At 67.8% G+C, this 17480-nt stretch carries 10 protein-coding genes; 6 read left to right on the top strand and 4 right to left on the bottom strand.

All coding sequences use genetic code 11. The annotated features are described in order from the left end of the window. Positions 1 to 23: 23 nt before the first annotated feature. Positions 24 to 851, bottom strand: a complete 828-nt coding sequence (locus IAE58_RS06690) for a 2-keto-4-pentenoate hydratase (protein ID WP_108754987.1) — start codon at positions 849 to 851, stop codon at positions 24 to 26. Between the two features lie 204 nt (positions 852 to 1055). On the opposite strand from IAE58_RS06690, the gene IAE58_RS06685 reads away from it, so the two are divergent. The 4 genes from IAE58_RS06685 to IAE58_RS06670 all read left to right on the top strand — a co-directional run bounded on the left by IAE58_RS06685 (position 1056) and on the right by IAE58_RS06670 (position 5232). Next, the gene (locus IAE58_RS06685) at positions 1056 to 2042 is read left to right on the top strand and encodes an alpha/beta hydrolase (protein WP_199933235.1); all 987 of its coding nucleotides are present in this window, start codon (positions 1056 to 1058) and stop codon (positions 2040 to 2042) included. Further along, the gene (locus IAE58_RS06680) at positions 2039 to 3664 is read left to right on the top strand and encodes a carboxylesterase family protein (RefSeq protein ID WP_199933229.1); all 1626 of its coding nucleotides are present in this window, start codon (positions 2039 to 2041) and stop codon (positions 3662 to 3664) included. The genes IAE58_RS06685 and IAE58_RS06680 overlap by 4 nt, the downstream gene beginning before the upstream one ends. A 58-nt stretch (positions 3665 to 3722) precedes the next feature. Next, positions 3723 to 4523, top strand: a complete 801-nt coding sequence (locus IAE58_RS06675) for a rhamnogalacturonan acetylesterase (RefSeq protein ID WP_233614828.1) — start codon at positions 3723 to 3725, stop codon at positions 4521 to 4523. 121 nt (positions 4524 to 4644) lie between these two features. Continuing rightward, positions 4645 to 5232 carry a cysteine dioxygenase family protein gene (locus IAE58_RS06670; protein WP_199933227.1) on the top strand — a complete coding sequence of 196 codons (588 nt, stop codon included), beginning with the start codon at positions 4645 to 4647 and terminating at the stop codon, positions 5230 to 5232. A gap of 156 nt (positions 5233 to 5388) precedes the next feature. On the opposite strand, the gene IAE58_RS06665 is transcribed toward IAE58_RS06670, so the two are convergent. From IAE58_RS06665 to IAE58_RS06655, 3 genes are all read right to left on the bottom strand, one after another. Then, a complete protein-coding gene (locus IAE58_RS06665) occupies positions 5389 to 9207 on the bottom strand; it encodes a LamG-like jellyroll fold domain-containing protein (protein ID WP_199933226.1) in 3819 nt (1272 codons plus the stop codon). Positions 9208 to 9265: 58 nt separating this feature from the next. Beyond that, the gene (locus IAE58_RS06660) at positions 9266 to 12448 is read right to left on the bottom strand and encodes a TonB-dependent receptor (RefSeq protein WP_199933225.1); all 3183 of its coding nucleotides are present in this window, start codon (positions 12446 to 12448) and stop codon (positions 9266 to 9268) included. A gap of 224 nt (positions 12449 to 12672) precedes the next feature. Continuing rightward, complete coding sequence (locus IAE58_RS06655; protein ID WP_199933224.1) at positions 12673 to 15453, bottom strand: TonB-dependent receptor; 2781 nt, start codon at positions 15451 to 15453, stop codon at positions 12673 to 12675. Between the two features lie 285 nt (positions 15454 to 15738). On the opposite strand from IAE58_RS06655, the gene IAE58_RS06650 reads away from it, so the two are divergent. Further along, positions 15739 to 16758, top strand: a complete 1020-nt coding sequence (locus IAE58_RS06650) for a sugar kinase (RefSeq protein WP_199933223.1) — start codon at positions 15739 to 15741, stop codon at positions 16756 to 16758. Beyond that, positions 16745 to 17383 (top strand): bifunctional 4-hydroxy-2-oxoglutarate aldolase/2-dehydro-3-deoxy-phosphogluconate aldolase, encoded by a 639-nt coding sequence (gene eda / locus IAE58_RS06645; RefSeq protein ID WP_108751699.1) that lies wholly within the window; start codon positions 16745 to 16747, stop codon positions 17381 to 17383. Before IAE58_RS06650 ends, eda begins: the two co-directional genes overlap by 14 nt. The last annotated feature ends 97 nt before the right edge of the window (positions 17384 to 17480 follow it).

Below are 17480 nucleotides of genomic sequence, written 5' to 3'. Positions count from 1 at the left end.
TGTTCACTGGGGCGTGCTGGCGGTTACCCGGCCGGCACGGCCCTGCAGGCAATGTCGCCGAAGCCGGCGAAACGCACCAGCGCGGTCTGCCCGGCGGTGATGTCATGGATGCCGGTCGCGTTGCCGGTGGCGATCAGGTCGCCCTTGCGCAGCGGGCGGCCACGCAGCGCCGAACGGGACAGCGCGAACGCGTAGGCCGCGCGCAGCCCGCCCGGCAGGCGGGTGGCACCACCGGTGCCGACCACTTCGCCTTCGATCAAGGTTTCGGCGCGCAGCGCGGTTTCATCGCGCGTGGTCCAGTCCACGATCTCCGGGCCCAGCACCAGGCCGTTGTTGTTGCCGAAGTCGGATACCACCACGCGCGGGCCGAGCTCATTGATCGTGGCCAGCGGGCTGCTGGCCACTTCCACGCCGATGTACAGGCGGGCGGGCAGGGCTTCGGCCTGCTCGGGCGTCCATTGCACCTGTCCGGCCGGAGCGTCCTCCAACAGCTCCAGCACGTACTCGGCTTCGACCGCCGCGAAGCCGCCGACGAAGATCGGGATGTCCGTTGTTCCACCGGTAGCATTTTTCAGCTGACGAGAAAAAACCGGGCCCAGCAGGCGCTCGTCCCCGGACCCATCGCGGCGCTCGGCGGCGATGTAGCCGACTTTCCAGCCCACCACCTGGTCATCCCAGGCGGCAATGGCCAGGTCCTGCACCTGGTAGGCACTGACCAGGTCGGCCGGGATATCGCCCGGGAATGCGGGCAGGGCCTGCCCGGCGCGGCGCGCCGTGGTGAAGGCGTGGGCGATCGCGGCCGCATCGTCCGGCGGCGGCGTCTGCCCGTGTGTGCCGTGTTCGTTGCTCAAGAACGGTCTCCCTGTGTTTGTTGCACTGCCCATCGACAGCGTCTGCAGGAGGTGTATATGGTAAACCGGTGTCATCGTGCAAGCCGCAGCGCATCAAGTGCCACCGGACCTTGCCTTGGGGCACGCTGTTCCCTGCCTTCGGAGCCCTTGCCTGCCATGCGTCTGCGTCATGTGGTGCTGTTGTTGTGCGGTCTGCTGCTGGCCATGCCGTTGAACGGTGGCGCCACGCCACTGCGCGAGGGCGAACGGCCCGGCCAGGAGCTGGCGGGCGAACAGATCGCGCTGTGGCCGGCCGGGCAGGTGCCCGGCGAGCAGGGGAAGCCCCGGCCGCCACGGGTGGTCGAGCGCAGCCGCGACCCGGCGCAGCCCGACCGCTACGTCGACCAGGTGGACGCGCCCTACCTGCTGGTGCACACCCCCGCGCGCAGCAATGGCCGTGCCCTGCTGGTGATTCCCGGCGGCGGCTACCAGCGCGTGGTGATCGACAAGGAAGACAGCGCCTTGCTGCCGGAGTGGGTGGACCGTGCCGGCTACACGCTGTTCGTGCTGCGCTACCGGCTGCCGCAGCCGGGCCGCGACCGCCAGGCCGCGCTGGCCGATGCACAGCGTGCGATGCGCGTGGTGCGCGCGCAGGCGGCACGGCGCGGGCTGGATGCGCGGAGCGTCTCGGTGATGGGCTTTTCCGCCGGCGGCCACGTAGCGGCACGGCTGGCCACCGGCTTCGATGTTCCGGCCTATCCGGCACGCGATGCCATCGATCAGCGGAGCGCGCGGCCGGCACGGGCGGTGCTGGTGTATCCGGTCATCGACATGGGCGCGCACGCCCACAGCGGTTCGCGCAAGCGCCTGCTGGGCGAACAGCCGGATCCGGCGCTGGCGGCGCAGTATTCGATGCAGCAGCAGGTGCGCGCGGACATGCCGCCCACCCTGCTGGTGCATGCCGGCGACGATGCCGTGGTGAGCGTGCACAACAGCGCGCTGATGGCGCAGGCACTGGCGGCGGCCGGGGTGGAACACGAACTGCATCTGTTCGCGCACGGCGGGCATGGTTTCGGCATGCGCGTTGCGCCCGGTTCCACACTGGCGCTGTGGCCAGCGCTGGCGCAGGCGTGGCTGGCGGGGGGTGAGACGGGGGAGGGGTCTGAGCCCCTCCCCGGTGGAGAGGGGATCCGACCCCGGGGTAGCCGATGAACAACACACCGAACGATCTGCAGCGCCGTCGATTCCTGCGTGACAGTGCGCGCTGGGCGCTGGCCACGGCAACGGTGGCAGCGCTGCCTGCCGCGCTGGCGGTACCCGGCCCGCGCGCAGATACGCAGGTCGTGGCGCGGGTGCGTGGCGGCCGCGTGCGCGGCCAGCGCGAACACGGCGTGCACGTGTTCCGTGGCCTGCGCTACGGCGCCGACACCGGCGCCTACCGCTTCCAGCCGCCGCGCGCCGAGATGCCGTGGCGCGGCATTGCCGATGCACTGGAGTACGGCGCGGCGGCACCGCAGGGCGGCGGCGAAGGCCCGGGCAGCGAAGATTGCCTGTTCCTCAACGTATGGACCCCGGCGCTGAACGACGGCGCGCGCCGTCCGGTGCTGGTCTACATCCACGGCGGCGGCTTCAACAACGGCTCGGGCAGCGACCCGCTGTACGACGGCAGTGCCTTGTGCCGGCGCGGCGATGTGGTGGTGGTCACGCTGAACCACCGATTGAATACCTTCGGCTATCTGTACCTGGGCGCGCTGGGCGACCCGCGCTACGCGATGTCCGGCAACGTGGGCCAGCTGGATCTGGTGCAGGCACTGCACTGGGTGCGTGCGCATGCGGCCGTGTTCGGCGGCGACGCCGACAACATCACCGTGTTCGGCCAGTCCGGCGGCGGCGCCAAGATCGCCACGCTGATGGCCATGCCGGCCGCGCGCGGCCTGTTCCAGCGCGCCTGGACCATGAGCGGACAGCAGGTGACCGCGGCCGGCCCGCGTGCAGCGGCGCAGCGTGCGGCGCTGGCCATGCAGAGCGTAGGTGCGGCGGACATGACGGCGCTGCTGCGCGTGCCGATGGCCGATCTGCTGGCCGCCACCCGGGCCCGCGATCCGTCGCGGGTGGAAGACACGGCGCTGTACTTCGGCCCAGTGCTGGACGAGGTGGTACTGCCGGTGCATCCGTTCTGGCCGCAGGCGCCGGCACAGTCGGTGGCCATTCCGATGGTGATCGGCAACACCCGCGACGAGACCCGTGCGTTCCTGGGCAATGACCCGGCCAACTTCGCGCTGGACTGGAACACCCTGCCGGCGCAACTGGAAAAGCAGCAGTTCGTGGACCTGCTGCCGTCGGTGGTGATCGAGGCCTACCGGCACATGTACCCGCATTACACGGCGTCGGAGGTGTTCTTCGCCGCCACCACCGCCGGCCGTTCGTGGCGCGGCGCGGTGGAAGAGCTGGAGGCGCGCGCACGGCAGCCGGCCGGTGCGGCGCCTACCTGGGCCTACCAGCTGGACTGGCCCTCGCCGGTGGAAGACGGCCGCCTGCGCGCCTTCCATACGCTGGACATCCCGCTGGTGTTCGACAACGCCGGGCTGCCCAGCGCGCGCACCGGTGGCGGCAGCGAGGCGCGCGCACTGGCGGCGCGCATGAGCGACGCGCTGATCGCCTTCGCCCGCCACGGTGATCCCAACCATGCCGGTCTGCCGGCGTGGGCGCCATACACCCTGCCGCAGCGGCGCACGATGCTGTTCGACGTGCACAGCCGCGGCGCCGATGACCCGCGTGGTGGCGAGCGCGAGCTCTACCAGCGCGTGCCTTTCCTGCAACGAGGAACTGCCTGAGATGCGCTTTCTGACTGTCCTGCTGGCCCTGCTGGCGGCCGGCACCGCGCAGGCCGCGATGGATCCTTCGATCAGTGACCGCCCACCGCCCACGCCGATCCGCGCCAGCAAGATCGTGCTGGTCGGCGATTCCACCACGGCGGTGCAGGGGGGCTGGGGACCGCGCTTCTGCGCCGACCATGTGACCTCGTTCGCGGCCTGCCTGAACCTGGCGCGTGGCGGCCGCAGTACGTACAACTACCGTGCCGAAGGCTCGTGGGCGCTGGTCGAAGCGGAAATGCGCACGCCGGGCTACGCCGCCACCTGGGTGCTGATCCAGTTCGGCCACAACGACCAGCCGGGCAAGCCGGGGCGGTCCACCGATCTGCAGCATGAGTTCCCCGACAACCTGCGCCGCTACGTGCAGCAGGTACGTGCCGCCGGCGCCACGCCGGTGCTGCTGACCCCGCTCACCCGTCGCCAGTTCGAAGATGGCACGCTGGTAGATGACTTGGCGCCATGGGCCGACAGCGTGCGCACCGTGGCGCGCGAACTGCAGGTGCCGCTGGTGGACCTGCATGCGCGCAGTCGCGCCCTGGTGCAGGCGCTGGGGCCGGTGCCGGCCATGCAGCTGGCGCAGGCACCGGCCAGCCAGGCGCAGGTGGCCAGCGCGCTGGGCGGCACCACGGTCGGCGCCAGCCCGGCGGTGGCCGGTGCAACGGCGGCGGCGCAGAACGCCGCGCTGGAACCGATGGGACAGGCCAAGCGGGCCTTCGATTACACACACCTGGGTGCGGACGGCGCGGCCGTGTTCGCCAGCCTGGTGGCGACCGAATTGGCCCGCGAGGTGCCGACGCTGCGTCCGTTGCTGTTGCCATGATGTCGTAATTGACCCGCCATTTTCGTTGATGTTCGGCGATAACTGTCGCAATCGGGTGCATCCCACTCACCGCAGCGGGATGACAACATTCTGTTAACCCCGCTCGCCTAGACTGGCTGTCATGGGAGAGCGATTCACACCACTGCCGTTTGCGGGCCGGGAGCGCCTGCTTGCGGCCATCGACGGCGCTGTCTGCTTGGCCGATCCGCGCGCGATCACTGGCGCCCTGCAGCGTGTGCTGCGCGAGGCCATTGCCGATCCACAGATCCAGTTGCCACCCTGCGTACGGCGCCCGGTGGACGGCCACTACGCCCGTCGCGAACTGCACCGCAGCCCGACCCTGGGCTACAGCGTCATCGCCATGTGCTGGGGGCCGGGGCAGGGCACGCCGCTGCACGACCACGATGCCATGTGGTGCGTGGAAGGGGTCTGGCAGGGTGAATTGATTGTTACCCCGTATGCGCTGCTGGAATGCCAAGGCGAACGCCACCGCTTCGCCGCGCAGGAAGCGCTGTACGGCTACCGCGGCAGCGCCGGCAGCCTGATTCCACCGCACGAGTACCACACGCTGCGCAACGCCAGCGCTGACGACGTGGCCGTGTCGGTGCACGTGTACCAGGGCGTGATGGAACGCAGTGCGGTGTTCGATCCGTTGGGCGAGGGCTGGTACCAGCGCCGGGTGAAGATGATGGAGACCGACGCAGCGTGACCGCGTGCCGCCGGACGTGGCACGTCGGCCACGTTGTTCAACCGGCTGCGCGCTGCATTGCTTCGTAGAGTCGAGCTTGCTCGACTGTTGTTGGCGCCATGCAAAGCGCAGTCGAGCAAGCTCGACTCTACGAACGCCAGGGCGATCAGATCCCCCTCAACGCGGCACGTCGGCCACGTTGTTCAACCGGGTCACTTCCTCGCCACCATCGGCCAGGGCCACGCGCACGCGCAGGCCGCTGCGGTCGCCGGCCGGCAACGGCAGCGACACCACCACCGTCTTCGGCTGCAGCTCGGCCGGGGCAGCCATGGCCGGCACCTCGCTGCGCGCGATCTCGCGGCCACGCGCGTCTTCCAGCACGACCACGCCCACGCCAGTGCCAACATGGCCCAGGCTGTGCACGGTTACGTGTACCTGGCGCCCGTCCACGCGCAGATCGCCGCGGCCGATGCCCAGGTCCGGGCGGGTTTCCACCGGCGTACCCGCGCTCACCCGCTCGAACTCGAAGATCTCGGTACGGCCGGGGCGGAACTGCATCGGCACCGCGACGCTGGTTTCCAACTGCACGGTGCGCTCGCGCGGTGTACCGTCGATACGCCCATCACCATCGGCGTCCACGCCGCTGCGCACGCGCCAGATGCCGCTGGCCACGTTCCAGCCGGTCATGTCCGCGGCGATGGTGCGGCTGCCCAGGGTGTAGCTGGTCACCGTGAAGCGCTCGCGCGATGGCGCATGCACCAGCAGGGCGACCTGCTCGGCGGCGGCGTCGCGGTCGAAGCGCCAGCTGACGGTGTGTCCGGGCCAGCTCTGGTTGCGCTTCAACGCGATGCCGCCCAGGCGTGCACGCTGCAGGAACTCGCTGGGCGCTTCCACGCGATCGGACCACCAGTGGCCTTCGGTGTTCATGTATTCGCGCTGCGCCTTGGCCTGTACACCGTCGGCATGCAGTGCGTCGATGTACTGCAGGTCGCCGGTCGCCTGCCAGGCCATCAGGCTGGCGAAGCCGGTCTTGCCGGCCTTGGCATCGGCGGTCAGCTGCGGGTACCAGTCCTCCTGGCGGCCCAGCACTTCCACGTAGTTCTCGCCCAGGTTGGCCAGCGCACCCGGGCCGCCACGGGCCACGCGGTAGTCCAGCGCCTGCAGGTACTTCGCATCGCCGGTCCAGCGCCAGGCGGCCCAGAACGTGTGCATGATGTCGCCGCTGCCGGAACCGTTGTTCAGTTCACCGCCGCGGGTGGCGCCGGTGGCCCAGTTGATTTCGTTGGGCAGGGTGAAGCGGCCCTTGTCGTCGCGGCCGGCGTGGGCCAGGTAGCCGTCGGCCAGGCCGATCACCAGCTTGCGGCCGGTCGGATCGGCGTTGTACTGGCCGAGCAGGAACGCCGGGTGCAGCACCGGGAACGAGTAGGGCTTCTGCCACTGCCAGTTCGGTTCGCGGTAGACCTTGTTGCCGCCGAACCAGTTGCTGGAAAACAGCAGGTGGCCCTGTGGATTGCGCAGGATGATGCGCTCGTCGAACGCCTTCACCGTCTCCATCAACCGCTCCACCGTCAGCGGGTCACCCCAGTTGAGGTAGAGCATGGCGCTGTTGGTGTTGATGCCTTCCTCGTAGGAATGCAGTTCGTCGGTTTCGATGGTGCTCAGGCCGTTGCTGAACATGCCATTGCGGTACACCGCATCGGACAAGGCGGTGAGCGAGGCATTCAGCCGGTCCGGCTGCACGCCCATCAGGGCCAGGCCCGGCCATTGCTGGGTCAGGTCGGAATCGTCGGAGATGCCGCCGCCGAAATCACCGTAGGCCACCTGGCGTTCGTCGATCCACCAGTCCACGAAACGGCGCACGTGGGCCAGGTCCTGCAGCTGGTGGAACGCCCAGGCGGGCACGCCCTTGGGCACCTGCGGGGCGCTGAACGGCGGGCGGCCCTGGCTGTTGTAGCTGATGTAGTTCCAGTACAGCCGGCCCAGTTCGTGGTCGGGGTCGACCCGCAGCAGATCGCTCAGGTCGGCGTACACGCGCGCGTACAGGCGCTGGCGCTTGGACGTGGTGTGCTCTTCCACCAGGAAGCCCCAGTTGTCACGCACCTGGTTGAAGCGGTCGGCCACGTGTTCCTTCAGCGCTTCGGCACGCGGCTTGAACACCAGCCGCACCTGTGCGCCATCCAGCGCGGCGGCATCGAAGCCCGGCGCCGCCGAGGCGATGCTCAGCCACAGGCTGTCGGGGGTCAGGATGCGGTCGCGCAGGTCCAGCCACAGCGTGCGCTTCTGCCCGGGCTGCACCGACACCGAGACATCGATCATGTCGCGCGCCGGCCAGATCGGATCCTTGATGCGGATGTTCAGGGGAATCAGGCCGTCCTGCGTGGCCGGCAGATCCAGCGCGGGCAGGTCGATGGCCACGCCGTCCAGGCCGTCGTGCATGTTTTCCCAGCTGTAGGCCCAGCTGCGGATCAACGGCTGGTTGGCCGGCGCATCGCCCACGCCGGAGGGAATGAGCACGTGCACGATCGGGCGCGGCTGCGCCGGCAGCGTGTCGGCGCCACGGCGGCGTGAACCGGCGCCCTTGGGCAGGGCCATCACCGTGCTGCGTTCGGCGGCCGGATAGCGGCCGTCGATGTAGCGGCGCAGCGCGTCCAGGTTGGTGTAGTCGGGCAGGGCCTGGCTGTCGATGATGTAGGTCTGCTTCACCGTGCCGTCGGGCTCGGCGCCCTCGCTCACGTGGTAGGCCCAGATTTCCTGGATCGGGGTTTCCTGTTCCACATTGCTGAAGCGCAGCACGCCGCCGGACTGCGCGGGAATGTCCTGCACGCTACGCACCACGCCCTGTGCGCGCGTGGCCAGCACCTGGGTGGCATGCGCGGCATCGGCACCGTGGGCCAGGGTGCCGAAGGCCGCACCGCGGATCTCCACCCGGTTCACCGTTTCGCCCACCGGCAGGGTCAGGTCCAGGTGCTGGCCACTTTCGACGTAGGTGTTCCAGTCCGGCAACTGGAAGTAGTCGTTGCGGCCGGGCAGGCGCGAACGGTTGTAGACGCCGGGCCAGGTGGTTTCGGCAATGCCGTCGGTGGCCTTCCACATCCACGCTTTCAGGTCGCGGGTGTCGGCGAACTCGATCTTGCGGATGCGCGTGCCCGCCGCCGACAGTGCTGGCGGGGCGGCGCCTTCCCAGCCGAAGCGGTGGCGCCACGCGCGTTCGTCGGTGGCCGACGCCACCGCGCTGGCCGGCGCCTGGCCGCGCGCTAGTGCGGCTACGGCGGGACCATCCAGCATGCGGTCGTACACGCGGATGTGCTGGAAATCACTGCCGCGCAGGAAGTTGTAGCGGCTCTGCACCTGGTAGGGGGCCATCACCCGCCCGGCCAGGCCCAGCTGGTCCAGCGCGGCATCGAAATCGCCAGTGGCCTGCGTGCGTGCCACCTCGCGCCCGTCGACGAACAGGCGCACGCCCTGGTCCTCGTCCCAGGCGAAGGCCAGGTGCAGCCACTGGTCCGGCCGCGGCGGCGTGTCCATGCGGAACGACACGCGGCTGCGTGCCAGGTTGGCATCGGTCACGAACGCATCGAAGCCGTGGCCGTTCCAGTCGATGCGCAGCCAGGCCATGTCCCAGCTGCTGTGGTCGGCATAGCCCACGCGGAAGATCACGAACGGTGCTTCGCCCACCGCGTAGCGCGGGCGCCAGTCGAAGGCCAGGGTGCCGCGCTGGGCCTGGATGTTGCCGGGTGCATCCCAGGCCAGCACGCCATCATCTTCCCACTGGATCGCCTTGCCCCGTGCGCCGTCGTCCACCACGGCGGCCTTGTCGCGGAAGTTCGGCACCGCCTCGCCCTGCGCCGTCACCGCGGTCAGTCCTTGGTTGGCGTCCACGTGGAACAGCAGCGTGGGCGGTGCAGCGGCGCCCGCAGGCAGGGCGGTGGCCAGCAGCAGCGCGGCCACCAGCAGGCGGCGGCGCGGACGGGACGAAGCAGAAGCGGTGCGGTGCATGGAACCTTCCTTTCAGCAGCATTCGACGGTGCAGCGGTACGGCAGGGCAGGCAGGGGCTCAGAACTTGTAGCGCAGCCCCAGGTAGTACTGGCGACCGGTATGGGTGTAGCGGTCGGGCAGGGACAGGGCCGAGTCCACGTAACGCTCGTCGGCGCTGTCCAGCAGGTTGATCGCCTCGAAGCTGACGGTCAGCTGCTTGTTGAACTTCCAGGACATGTTGAAATCCACGTTCTCCACGCTGTACTTGCCGGTCACGTCGGCAGTGGCGTACTGGTTGCCGTCCAGGTCCCAGACGTTTTCCTGGGTCAGGATCTGGTTGATGTAGGCGTCGCGGTAGCTGGTGGACACACGCGCACTGAAGCGCCCGTCGTCGTAGTACAGGGTGGCGTTGTACGAGTTAGGCGACAGGTTCAGCAGGTCGTTCTCGGTGTAGGTGGTGACGATGGTGTCGCCGCTGCCGGAACTGAAGAGATATTTGATCTTCGAATCGACGTGGGTGTAGTTCAGCTGGATGCCGAAGTTCTTCCAGAAGCCCGGCAGGAAGCTGAAGGGCTGCTGGTAGGTCAGCTCGTAGCCCTTCAACGGGCCGCCCGGCGTGTTGAAGTAGCTCTGCACGTTGAACAGCGAGTTCGGACTGAAACCGGCCGGCAGCAGGTCCAGCGAATAGCCCATGTCCTGCCAGGTGGTCAGCAGGCGGGTGCGCTGCACGTAGGTCTCGATGTCCTTGTAGAACACCGCCGCCGACAGCAGCGCGCCTTCCTGGAAGTACCACTCCGCGCTCAGGTCGTAGTTGGTGGAGCGGAACGGATCGAGCTTGGGGTTGCCCAGGTTGATCGAGTAGTAGCGGTCTTCATCGACGAAGGCGGTCGGGCCACCGCTGACGCTGGGCGACAGGTTGGACAGGGTGGGCCGGGCCATGGTCTTGGCCGCGCCGAAGCGCAGCACGAAGGTGTCGGTCAGGTCCCACGTCAGGTTCAGCGACGGCAGCCAGTCGTCGTAGCGGTGGGCGACGGTGGTGCCGACCAGCAGGCGCTCACCGGCATCGGCGGTGGCGCTGGCCACGCCCAGGAACGGCTCGCATTGCGACGACAGGTCGTTGCTGTTGGCGGCCTGGCATGGCGCATAGCCACTGGCATCGATCTGCGTGCGCACGTAGCGCAGGCCCAGGTTGCCGCGGAACGGCCGGTCCCACAGCTCGGTGTTGAAATCGAGCTGCAGGTAGCTGGCGTAGCTCTTCTCGGTCACGTCGAAGTTGTTGTTCGATGCGCCGTAGTGGCCCACGCCGGCCAGCCGGTAGTCGCCGCCCAGGGTGCCGGTGTTGCAGTTGCAGTAGATATCCAGCAGTTCGGCGATGCGGCTGAAATCGGGAATCAACCACCCGTTCGGCGTGTTGCCGTCCAGGCCCTTGCCGAAGCCGTCCAGGGTGGTGGACAGATCGCCCACGCCGACGCCGTTGGGCAGCGCCTGCGACATGCGCCCGTAGCTGATGTTGCGGTACTCCTGCGTGCTCATGCCGTAGTCCTTGTAGGCCAGGCCGCCGCGCAGGGTGAAGGTGGGCGAGAGGTTGAAGGTCAGGTCGACCTTGGCGGTGTCGAAGCTGTTGTCGACGTACTGCGGGTTCAATCGCACTTCGCTGATATTGCCGCCGCGCGCGGTGCCGTTGGCATTCACCGGTGCGGTGCCATAACCCAGCCACTGCCACGATGCGGCATCGCCCAGCGCGAACGGGAAGGTCATCGAGGGCATGCTGGCGCCGTTGCGCATGTCCAGCACGAAGCCATCCAGGTTGCTGTTGTCGAAGCTGACCATGGAGAACACGGGGCGCTCGAAGCTGGACGAGGAATGGCCGACCAGCGCATCCAGGCGCACTGCGTCGTTGAAGCGATGTTCGAAGTTCAGGCTGGCCTGCTTGAACTCGGTGGTCTCTTCGATCGAGGTCGATTCGGTGCGGAAATCCACGTTGTCGAACACGCCGTAGACCAGGCGGTTCTGCGCATCCACCTGCGCCTCGCGCACGGCGATCTGGGTCTTGCCGCCGTACTGCGCGGTGCGGTGCAGGTTGGCGCCCAGCGAATCCTCGCGCTGATCCTTGTCCAGCCGGGAATACATCAGGTCCAGGTTCAGCAGGCTGTCGGGGCTGAAGCGGAACTGCAGCGCGCCGGTCACGCCCAGCCGTTCGATCTCGTGTTCGGTGCGTACGTAGCGCGGGTAGCGGGGAATCCAGGCGTTGGTCGCGGTCTCGTAGGCGGCGATGTTGTCTGCCGTGGCCGCCGGCCGGTCGATGCCGGTGCCGCAGTGGGTTGCATCGATGCCATAGCTGCCCCAGCCGTTGTTGCGCGCCTGGTTGGCGGCGCTGCCGACGCCCTGTGCGGTTTCATTGCTGGCCGGGTTGCGCGGCGTCTGCGGGTCGTAGCCCACCGGGCTGCAGAAACCGTAGGTGCCGTTGTTGGCGGCGGTGGACTGGTTGGAGTTGCGGTAGTTGCCGTGTTCCCAACGGACCGGGTTGTAGCCTTCCTCGAAAATGGTGCGCTTGCTCCACGCCACCGACATCAGCGCGCCGAAGCGGCCATCGGCCCAGGTGTTGCTCAGCAGCGCCGATACGCGCGGGTCCTTGCTGCGCGACAGTTCGTTGAAGCCGTACTGGCCGTTGAGCGAGGCCTGGAAGCCCTCGAAATCGAACGGCCGCGAGGCGCGCAGATCGACGGTGGCGCCCAGCGAGCCTTCATCCATCTGCGCCGACTGGGTCTTGTTCACCTTGACCCGGCTGAACAGTTCCGAGGCGAACGTATTGAAGTCGAAGCCACGGCTGCGGTTCACCCCGGTGGTGCCGCTGCCGGCGGTGGACAGCGCTTCCAGGCCGTTGATGCGCACGCGGGTGAAGTCCGACCCCAGGCCGCGTACGGAAATCTGCTGGCCTTCGCCGCCTTCGCGGTCGATCGATACGCCGGCAATGCGCTGCATCGATTCGGCCAGGTTCAGATCGGGGAATTTGCCGATGTCCTCGGCGTAGATCGCATCGACCTGTTCAATGCTGTAGCGCTTCTCATCCAGCGACTGCTGCAGGCTTTCGCGGTAGGTGGCCTTTACTTCCACCTTGTCCAGGTCGACCGCATCGGGTGCGGACGCGGCCGCTTCCGGGGTCTGCTGGGCATAGGCAGCCTGGCACAGCACCAGGCCGATCGACAGGGCAAGCACGGCGCGCGGCGCGCGGCCGCGATGAAGCGCGAGCGACGAATCCATCTGAAATCCCCTCCCAGGGTGTCCTCAAGCGTTGCAGGTACGTTGCTGCGTTCGTGCCGGCCTCCTCCGGCACGACGCGGGTGCAACGACGTGCTGACACCGCGGGTCATGCGTGAACGTAACAAAGCACATGGGACGCGGCATCTTGCGCCGCAGCAGTGCGCCGCAGCGGTATGTCGTTGCACGGGAATGCGGCGGCGTGCGCACACGCCGCCGCGGCTGCATCAGAACTTGTAGCGCACGCCCAGCAGATACTGGCGGCCGGTTTCGGTGTACTGCAGCGGCAGCTGACCGGTGGTGGGCGAGTACACCCATTCGTCGGATGCTTCGTTGGTCAGGTTGATGCCTTCCAGGCTCAATTCCAGCTGGTCGCTGATGCGGTAGCGGATCGAAGCGTCCAGCACGGTGGTGCCGGTCATGCCGTGGTAGCCATCCAGGTTGAAGCCGGTTTCCTGGCCCGGTGCCTGGGTCAGGTAATCGCTGCGGTTGGTGGCCGACACGCGGCCTGACCAGACCTCGCCTTCGTAGAACAGCGTGGCGTTCCAGGCGTTCTTCGACGTACCGGTCAGCTGGTTCTTCATCACCGCCACGCCGTTGCCGTTGACGTACTGGATGCTGGTGTCGACCCAGGTGTAGTTCAGCTGCAAGCCCAGGTTCGACCACTTGCCGGGCAGGAAGGTGAAGGGCTGGGTGTAGTTGGCTTCCACGCCGTACAGCTCGCCACCGGGGGTGTTCAGCGGAATGCTGAAGGTGAAGTCATCGTTCACCGTTGCACCGGTGCCGTCCAGCAGGCTGGCGGGCAGGCCGCTGGTGGAATACGGGCGCACTTCGCGGGTGGTCTGCACGAACGATTCGATGTCCTTGTAGAACAGGCCGATGCCGGCCATCGCGCCTTCGTTGAAGTACCACTCGAAGCTCATGTCCACGTTGGTGGCGCGGAACGGATCCAGGTTCGGGTTGCCGCCGGCCACGGTGCGCGCGCCGCCGGCCACGGCCACGGTCACGCCGGGGGTCAGGTTGCCCAGGCCCGGTCGGCTCATCACCTTGGCCGCGCCCAGGCGGATCAGGAAGTCCGGGGTGATCTCGGCCACCAGGTTGAACGAGGGCAGGGTGTCGTTGTACTTGCGGTTTGTGGTGGCCGGCACCAGCACGCCGCCCACGGTGGCCGCGCCACTGGAGGTCTGTTCGGTCTGCACGTAGCGCACGCCGAAGTTGCCCGACAGCGGAATGCTGCCCAGATCGGTGGAGAACTCACCCATCAGCCAGACGCCACGGTCCTTCTCTTCCACGCTGCGGCTGTTGTTGGCACGCGGTGCCAGCGCGAACGTGCCGGTGTTGCTGTAGATGTCCAGCGCGTCGGCCACGGCATCCAGGTTCGGCACCACCCAGCTCGACGGCGAACCGGAGATGCCCTTCAGCCCAGCCTGGCTGGTCAGGTCCACCGGCACGATGCGCGAACCGTTGGCGAACGTGGGTACCGCGCCTTCGCTGGTACGGCGCAGCTCCAGCGTGTCGAAGGTGTAGTTCTTGGCCAGCACGCCGCCCTTCAGGCGGAAGCCGGGGCTGATGTTCCAGTTGAAGTTGACTTCGGCGGTGTCGAAGTCGTTGTCCACGTATTGCGGGCGCAGGCGGATCTCGGCCAGCTCCCAGCCATTGGGGTTGGTCGGGTCGATGCCGTAGTTCAGTACCGGTGCACGGCTGTTGCCACGGTAGTCGTAGCTGTAACCATCCACATCGTACTTGTCCATGATGATGGTGGTCTGCACCGGGTTCTCGTGCTTGGAACGCGAGACGCCCAGCTTGCCGTTCAACGAGAACGCATCGTTGAAGCGATGATCGAAGTTCAGGCTGGCCTGCTTGAACTCGGTGCTCCATTCGTCATGGCGGTTCTCGCTGCGGATATCGACGTTGTCGAATTCGCCGTAGACCAGGGCGTTGTTGCGGATCTCGCCGTTGCGCACCACCATCACCGGCTTGCCGTCGCGGTCGGGGCGGCGGTTGGCACCGGTGGCGGCATCGCGGTTGCGGCTGAACGAGATCGCTTCGATGTAGTGTTCGTCGCGCGTGGCGTCGATCTTCGAATACAGCGTATCCAGCGATATTTCAGTGCGATCGGTCGGCTTCCACTGCAGCGAACCGGTCACGCCCAGGCGCTTCTGTTCGTGTTCCATCTGCACGTAGCGCGGGAAGCGCGGGTGGTATACATCGGCGCTGCGCGCGGCCGGGAACAGCGGGCTGGCGGCAAAGCCACCGTTGCTGGTGCCGTTGGCCCAGCGCCCGGTGTTGGAGCCTTCTTCCAGCGCCTGGCGTTCGGAATAGGCCACCGACAGCAGCGCGCCGAAGGTGCCGTCGGCGAAGGTGTTGGCGATCAGCGCGGCCATGCGCGGGTCAGCCTTTTCAGCCATGGCGTTGAAGCCGGCTTGGCCGCTGGCGGCGAAGGTGAAGCCGTCGTAGTCGAACGGGCGCGCGGTGCGCAGGTCCACCGTGGCGCCCAGCGACCCTTCCTCGACATCGGCCGAGGCGGTCTTGCGCACGATCATCTGCGAGAACAGATCCGAGGCGAACACGTTGAAGTCGAAGCCGCGGCCGCGGTTGGTGCCACCGCTCTGGTCGCCGGCGCCCACCGTGGTCAGCGCTTCCATGCCGTTCAAGCGCACGCGGGTGAAATCCGGGCCCAGGCCGCGCACCGAAATGTTGCGGCCTTCGCCGGCTTCGCGGGTGATGACCACGCCGGGAATGCGCTGCAGCGATTCGGCCAGGTTCAGGTCGGGGAACTTGCCCACATCCTCGGCCACGATGGCGTCGACCACGCCGGATTCGCTGCGCTTGATGTCCAGCGCCTTTTCCACACTGGCGCGGTAGCCGGTGACGTTCACCGTGTCCAGGTTGGTGGCGGTGGGCGCTTCGCTCTGCTGTTGGGCGGCGGCGCTTGCCGAAAGTGCCAGGCTGACGGCCATGGTCAGCAAGGTAACCGGTGTCTTTTTTGCGTGGTTCCGAGAATGCATGCCTTTCCCCTCTCCCAAAGGTCTGGTCTCGCGAGTGTTTCAGCGGAATGACACCGCTGGTCAAGGCGGACGGTAACAGCACCTCCGTGTTCCGGCATCTTGCACCGCAACAGATCTGCAATGTCTCCAAGACGCTTGCGGGACAATGCTTCCGACAGTTTGCTAGGCTGTGCGCACGGCCGGTCGGATCTACAATGACACCGATAGCCAACCGCCACGCGGGTGCGTGGTGCGATTCCACGCCGTGCAGCCGTACGTGCTGGCGGCCAGCGTAAGGGAGCGGAAATGGGTCGTGTCGTGTGTTTCGGGGAACTGCTGCTGCGGATGGGCGCGCCAGGGCGCGAGCTGCTGCTGCAGTCGCCGCAGTTGCAGGTGCATGTGGGCGGTGCGGAAGCGAACGTGGGTGTCTCGTTGTCCTGCTTCGGACATGAGGTGGCCATGGTCAGCACCGTGGCCGGCAATGCGCTGGGCGCGCACGTGCTGGGCGAACTGCGCCGCCATGGCGTGGACACGCGCGGCGTACGCCAGGACCCGGATGGGCGCATGGGCCTGTACTTCCTGACCACCGGTGCGGTGCAGCGGGCCAGCGAAGTGGTCTACGACCGCGCCGATTCGGCCTTCGCCCGCAGCAGCGCCGCCGACTACGACTGGCCGGCACTGCTGCAGGGCGCACAGTGGCTGCACCTGTCCGGGGTCAGCCCGGCGCTGGGCCCGGACGTGGCGCAGGCCACGCTGGAAGCAGCACGTGCAGCGCGCGCCCTGGGCGTGCGCGTGTCCTTCGACGGCAACTTCCGGCCCAAGCTGTGGCAGCGCTGGGGCGGCGATGCGCAGGCGATCCTGCACCAGCTGTTCGCGCAGGCCGACATCGTGTTCGCCGACTACCGCGACATCGAGGTGATCCTCGGCCAGCGGTTCGAGCAGCCCGATGTGGTGGCCAAGGTGGAAGCCGCAGCGGCGGCCGCCTTTGCCGCCTTCCCGCACCTGCAGTGGATGGCCTGCACCCAGCGCCAGGCGATCAGCGTGGACCACCACGCACTGGGCGCGCTGCTGCTGGGCCGCGATGGCACCCGCGCTCAGGCGCCGGTACGCCAGCTGCAGGGCATCGTCGACCGCATCGGCGGTGGCGACGCCTTCGCCGCCGGCATTCTGCATGGCATCCTGTCCGATCTGGATGCCGAGGCCACCGTGCGCTTCGGCCTGGCGGCCGGCGGACTGAAGCATTCGATCGCCGGCGATTTCAACCCTGTCAGCGAAGCTGACGTGCTGGCCCTGGTGGGCGAGGAGCGATTCGATGTCCGGCGCTGATCCGCGCGTACGTGCGGTACTGAAACTGGCCCCGGTGATCCCGGTGTTCACTCCCGATGACGTGGACGATGCGGTGCAGGTGGCACAGGCCCTGTTCCGCGGCGGCCTGCCGGTGATCGAGGTGACCCTGCGCACGCCGCGCGCGCTGGAGGCAATCAAGGCGATGGTGGAGGCCGTGCCCGATGCCGTGGTCGGCGCTGGCACGGTGATGACGCCGGCGCAGATGCAGGCCGCGAAGGCGGCCGGTGCGCGCTTCGCGGTGTCGCCCGGCGCAACGCCCACCCTGTATGCCGCCGCCCGCGATGCCGACCTGCCGTACCTGCCGGGCGTGGCCACCGGTTCGGAGCTGATCGTGGGTCTTGAGCACGGCTTGGACACCTTCAAGTTCTTCCCGGCGGTGCAGGCCGGTGGCGCGGCGTTGCTGTCGGCCTGGCACGGCCCGTTCGCCGATGTGCGCTTCTGCCCGACCGGCGGCATCAGCGTGCAGACCGCCCCGCAGTTCCTGCACCTGCCCAACGTGCTGTGCGTGGGTGGTTCGTGGCTGACCACCGCCGCGCTGGTGCAGGCGCGCGACTGGCAGGGCATCGAAGACCTGGCACGCCAGGCCTCGGTACTGGCCAGCTGAAGGCCACCGCCGTTGGTAGAGTCGAGCTTGCTCGACTGGCCTTTCCCGGCATTTCGCATAGAGCAGTCGAGCAAGCTCGACTCTACGGGCCGGGTGG

Origin of the sequence: Stenotrophomonas sp. S49 (assembly GCF_016624905.1) — a bacterium.
Lineage (GTDB): Bacteria > Pseudomonadota > Gammaproteobacteria > Xanthomonadales > Xanthomonadaceae > Stenotrophomonas.
Note: the sequence above shows the minus strand (reverse complement) of the source record. Positions and strands in the feature narration are given on the sequence as shown.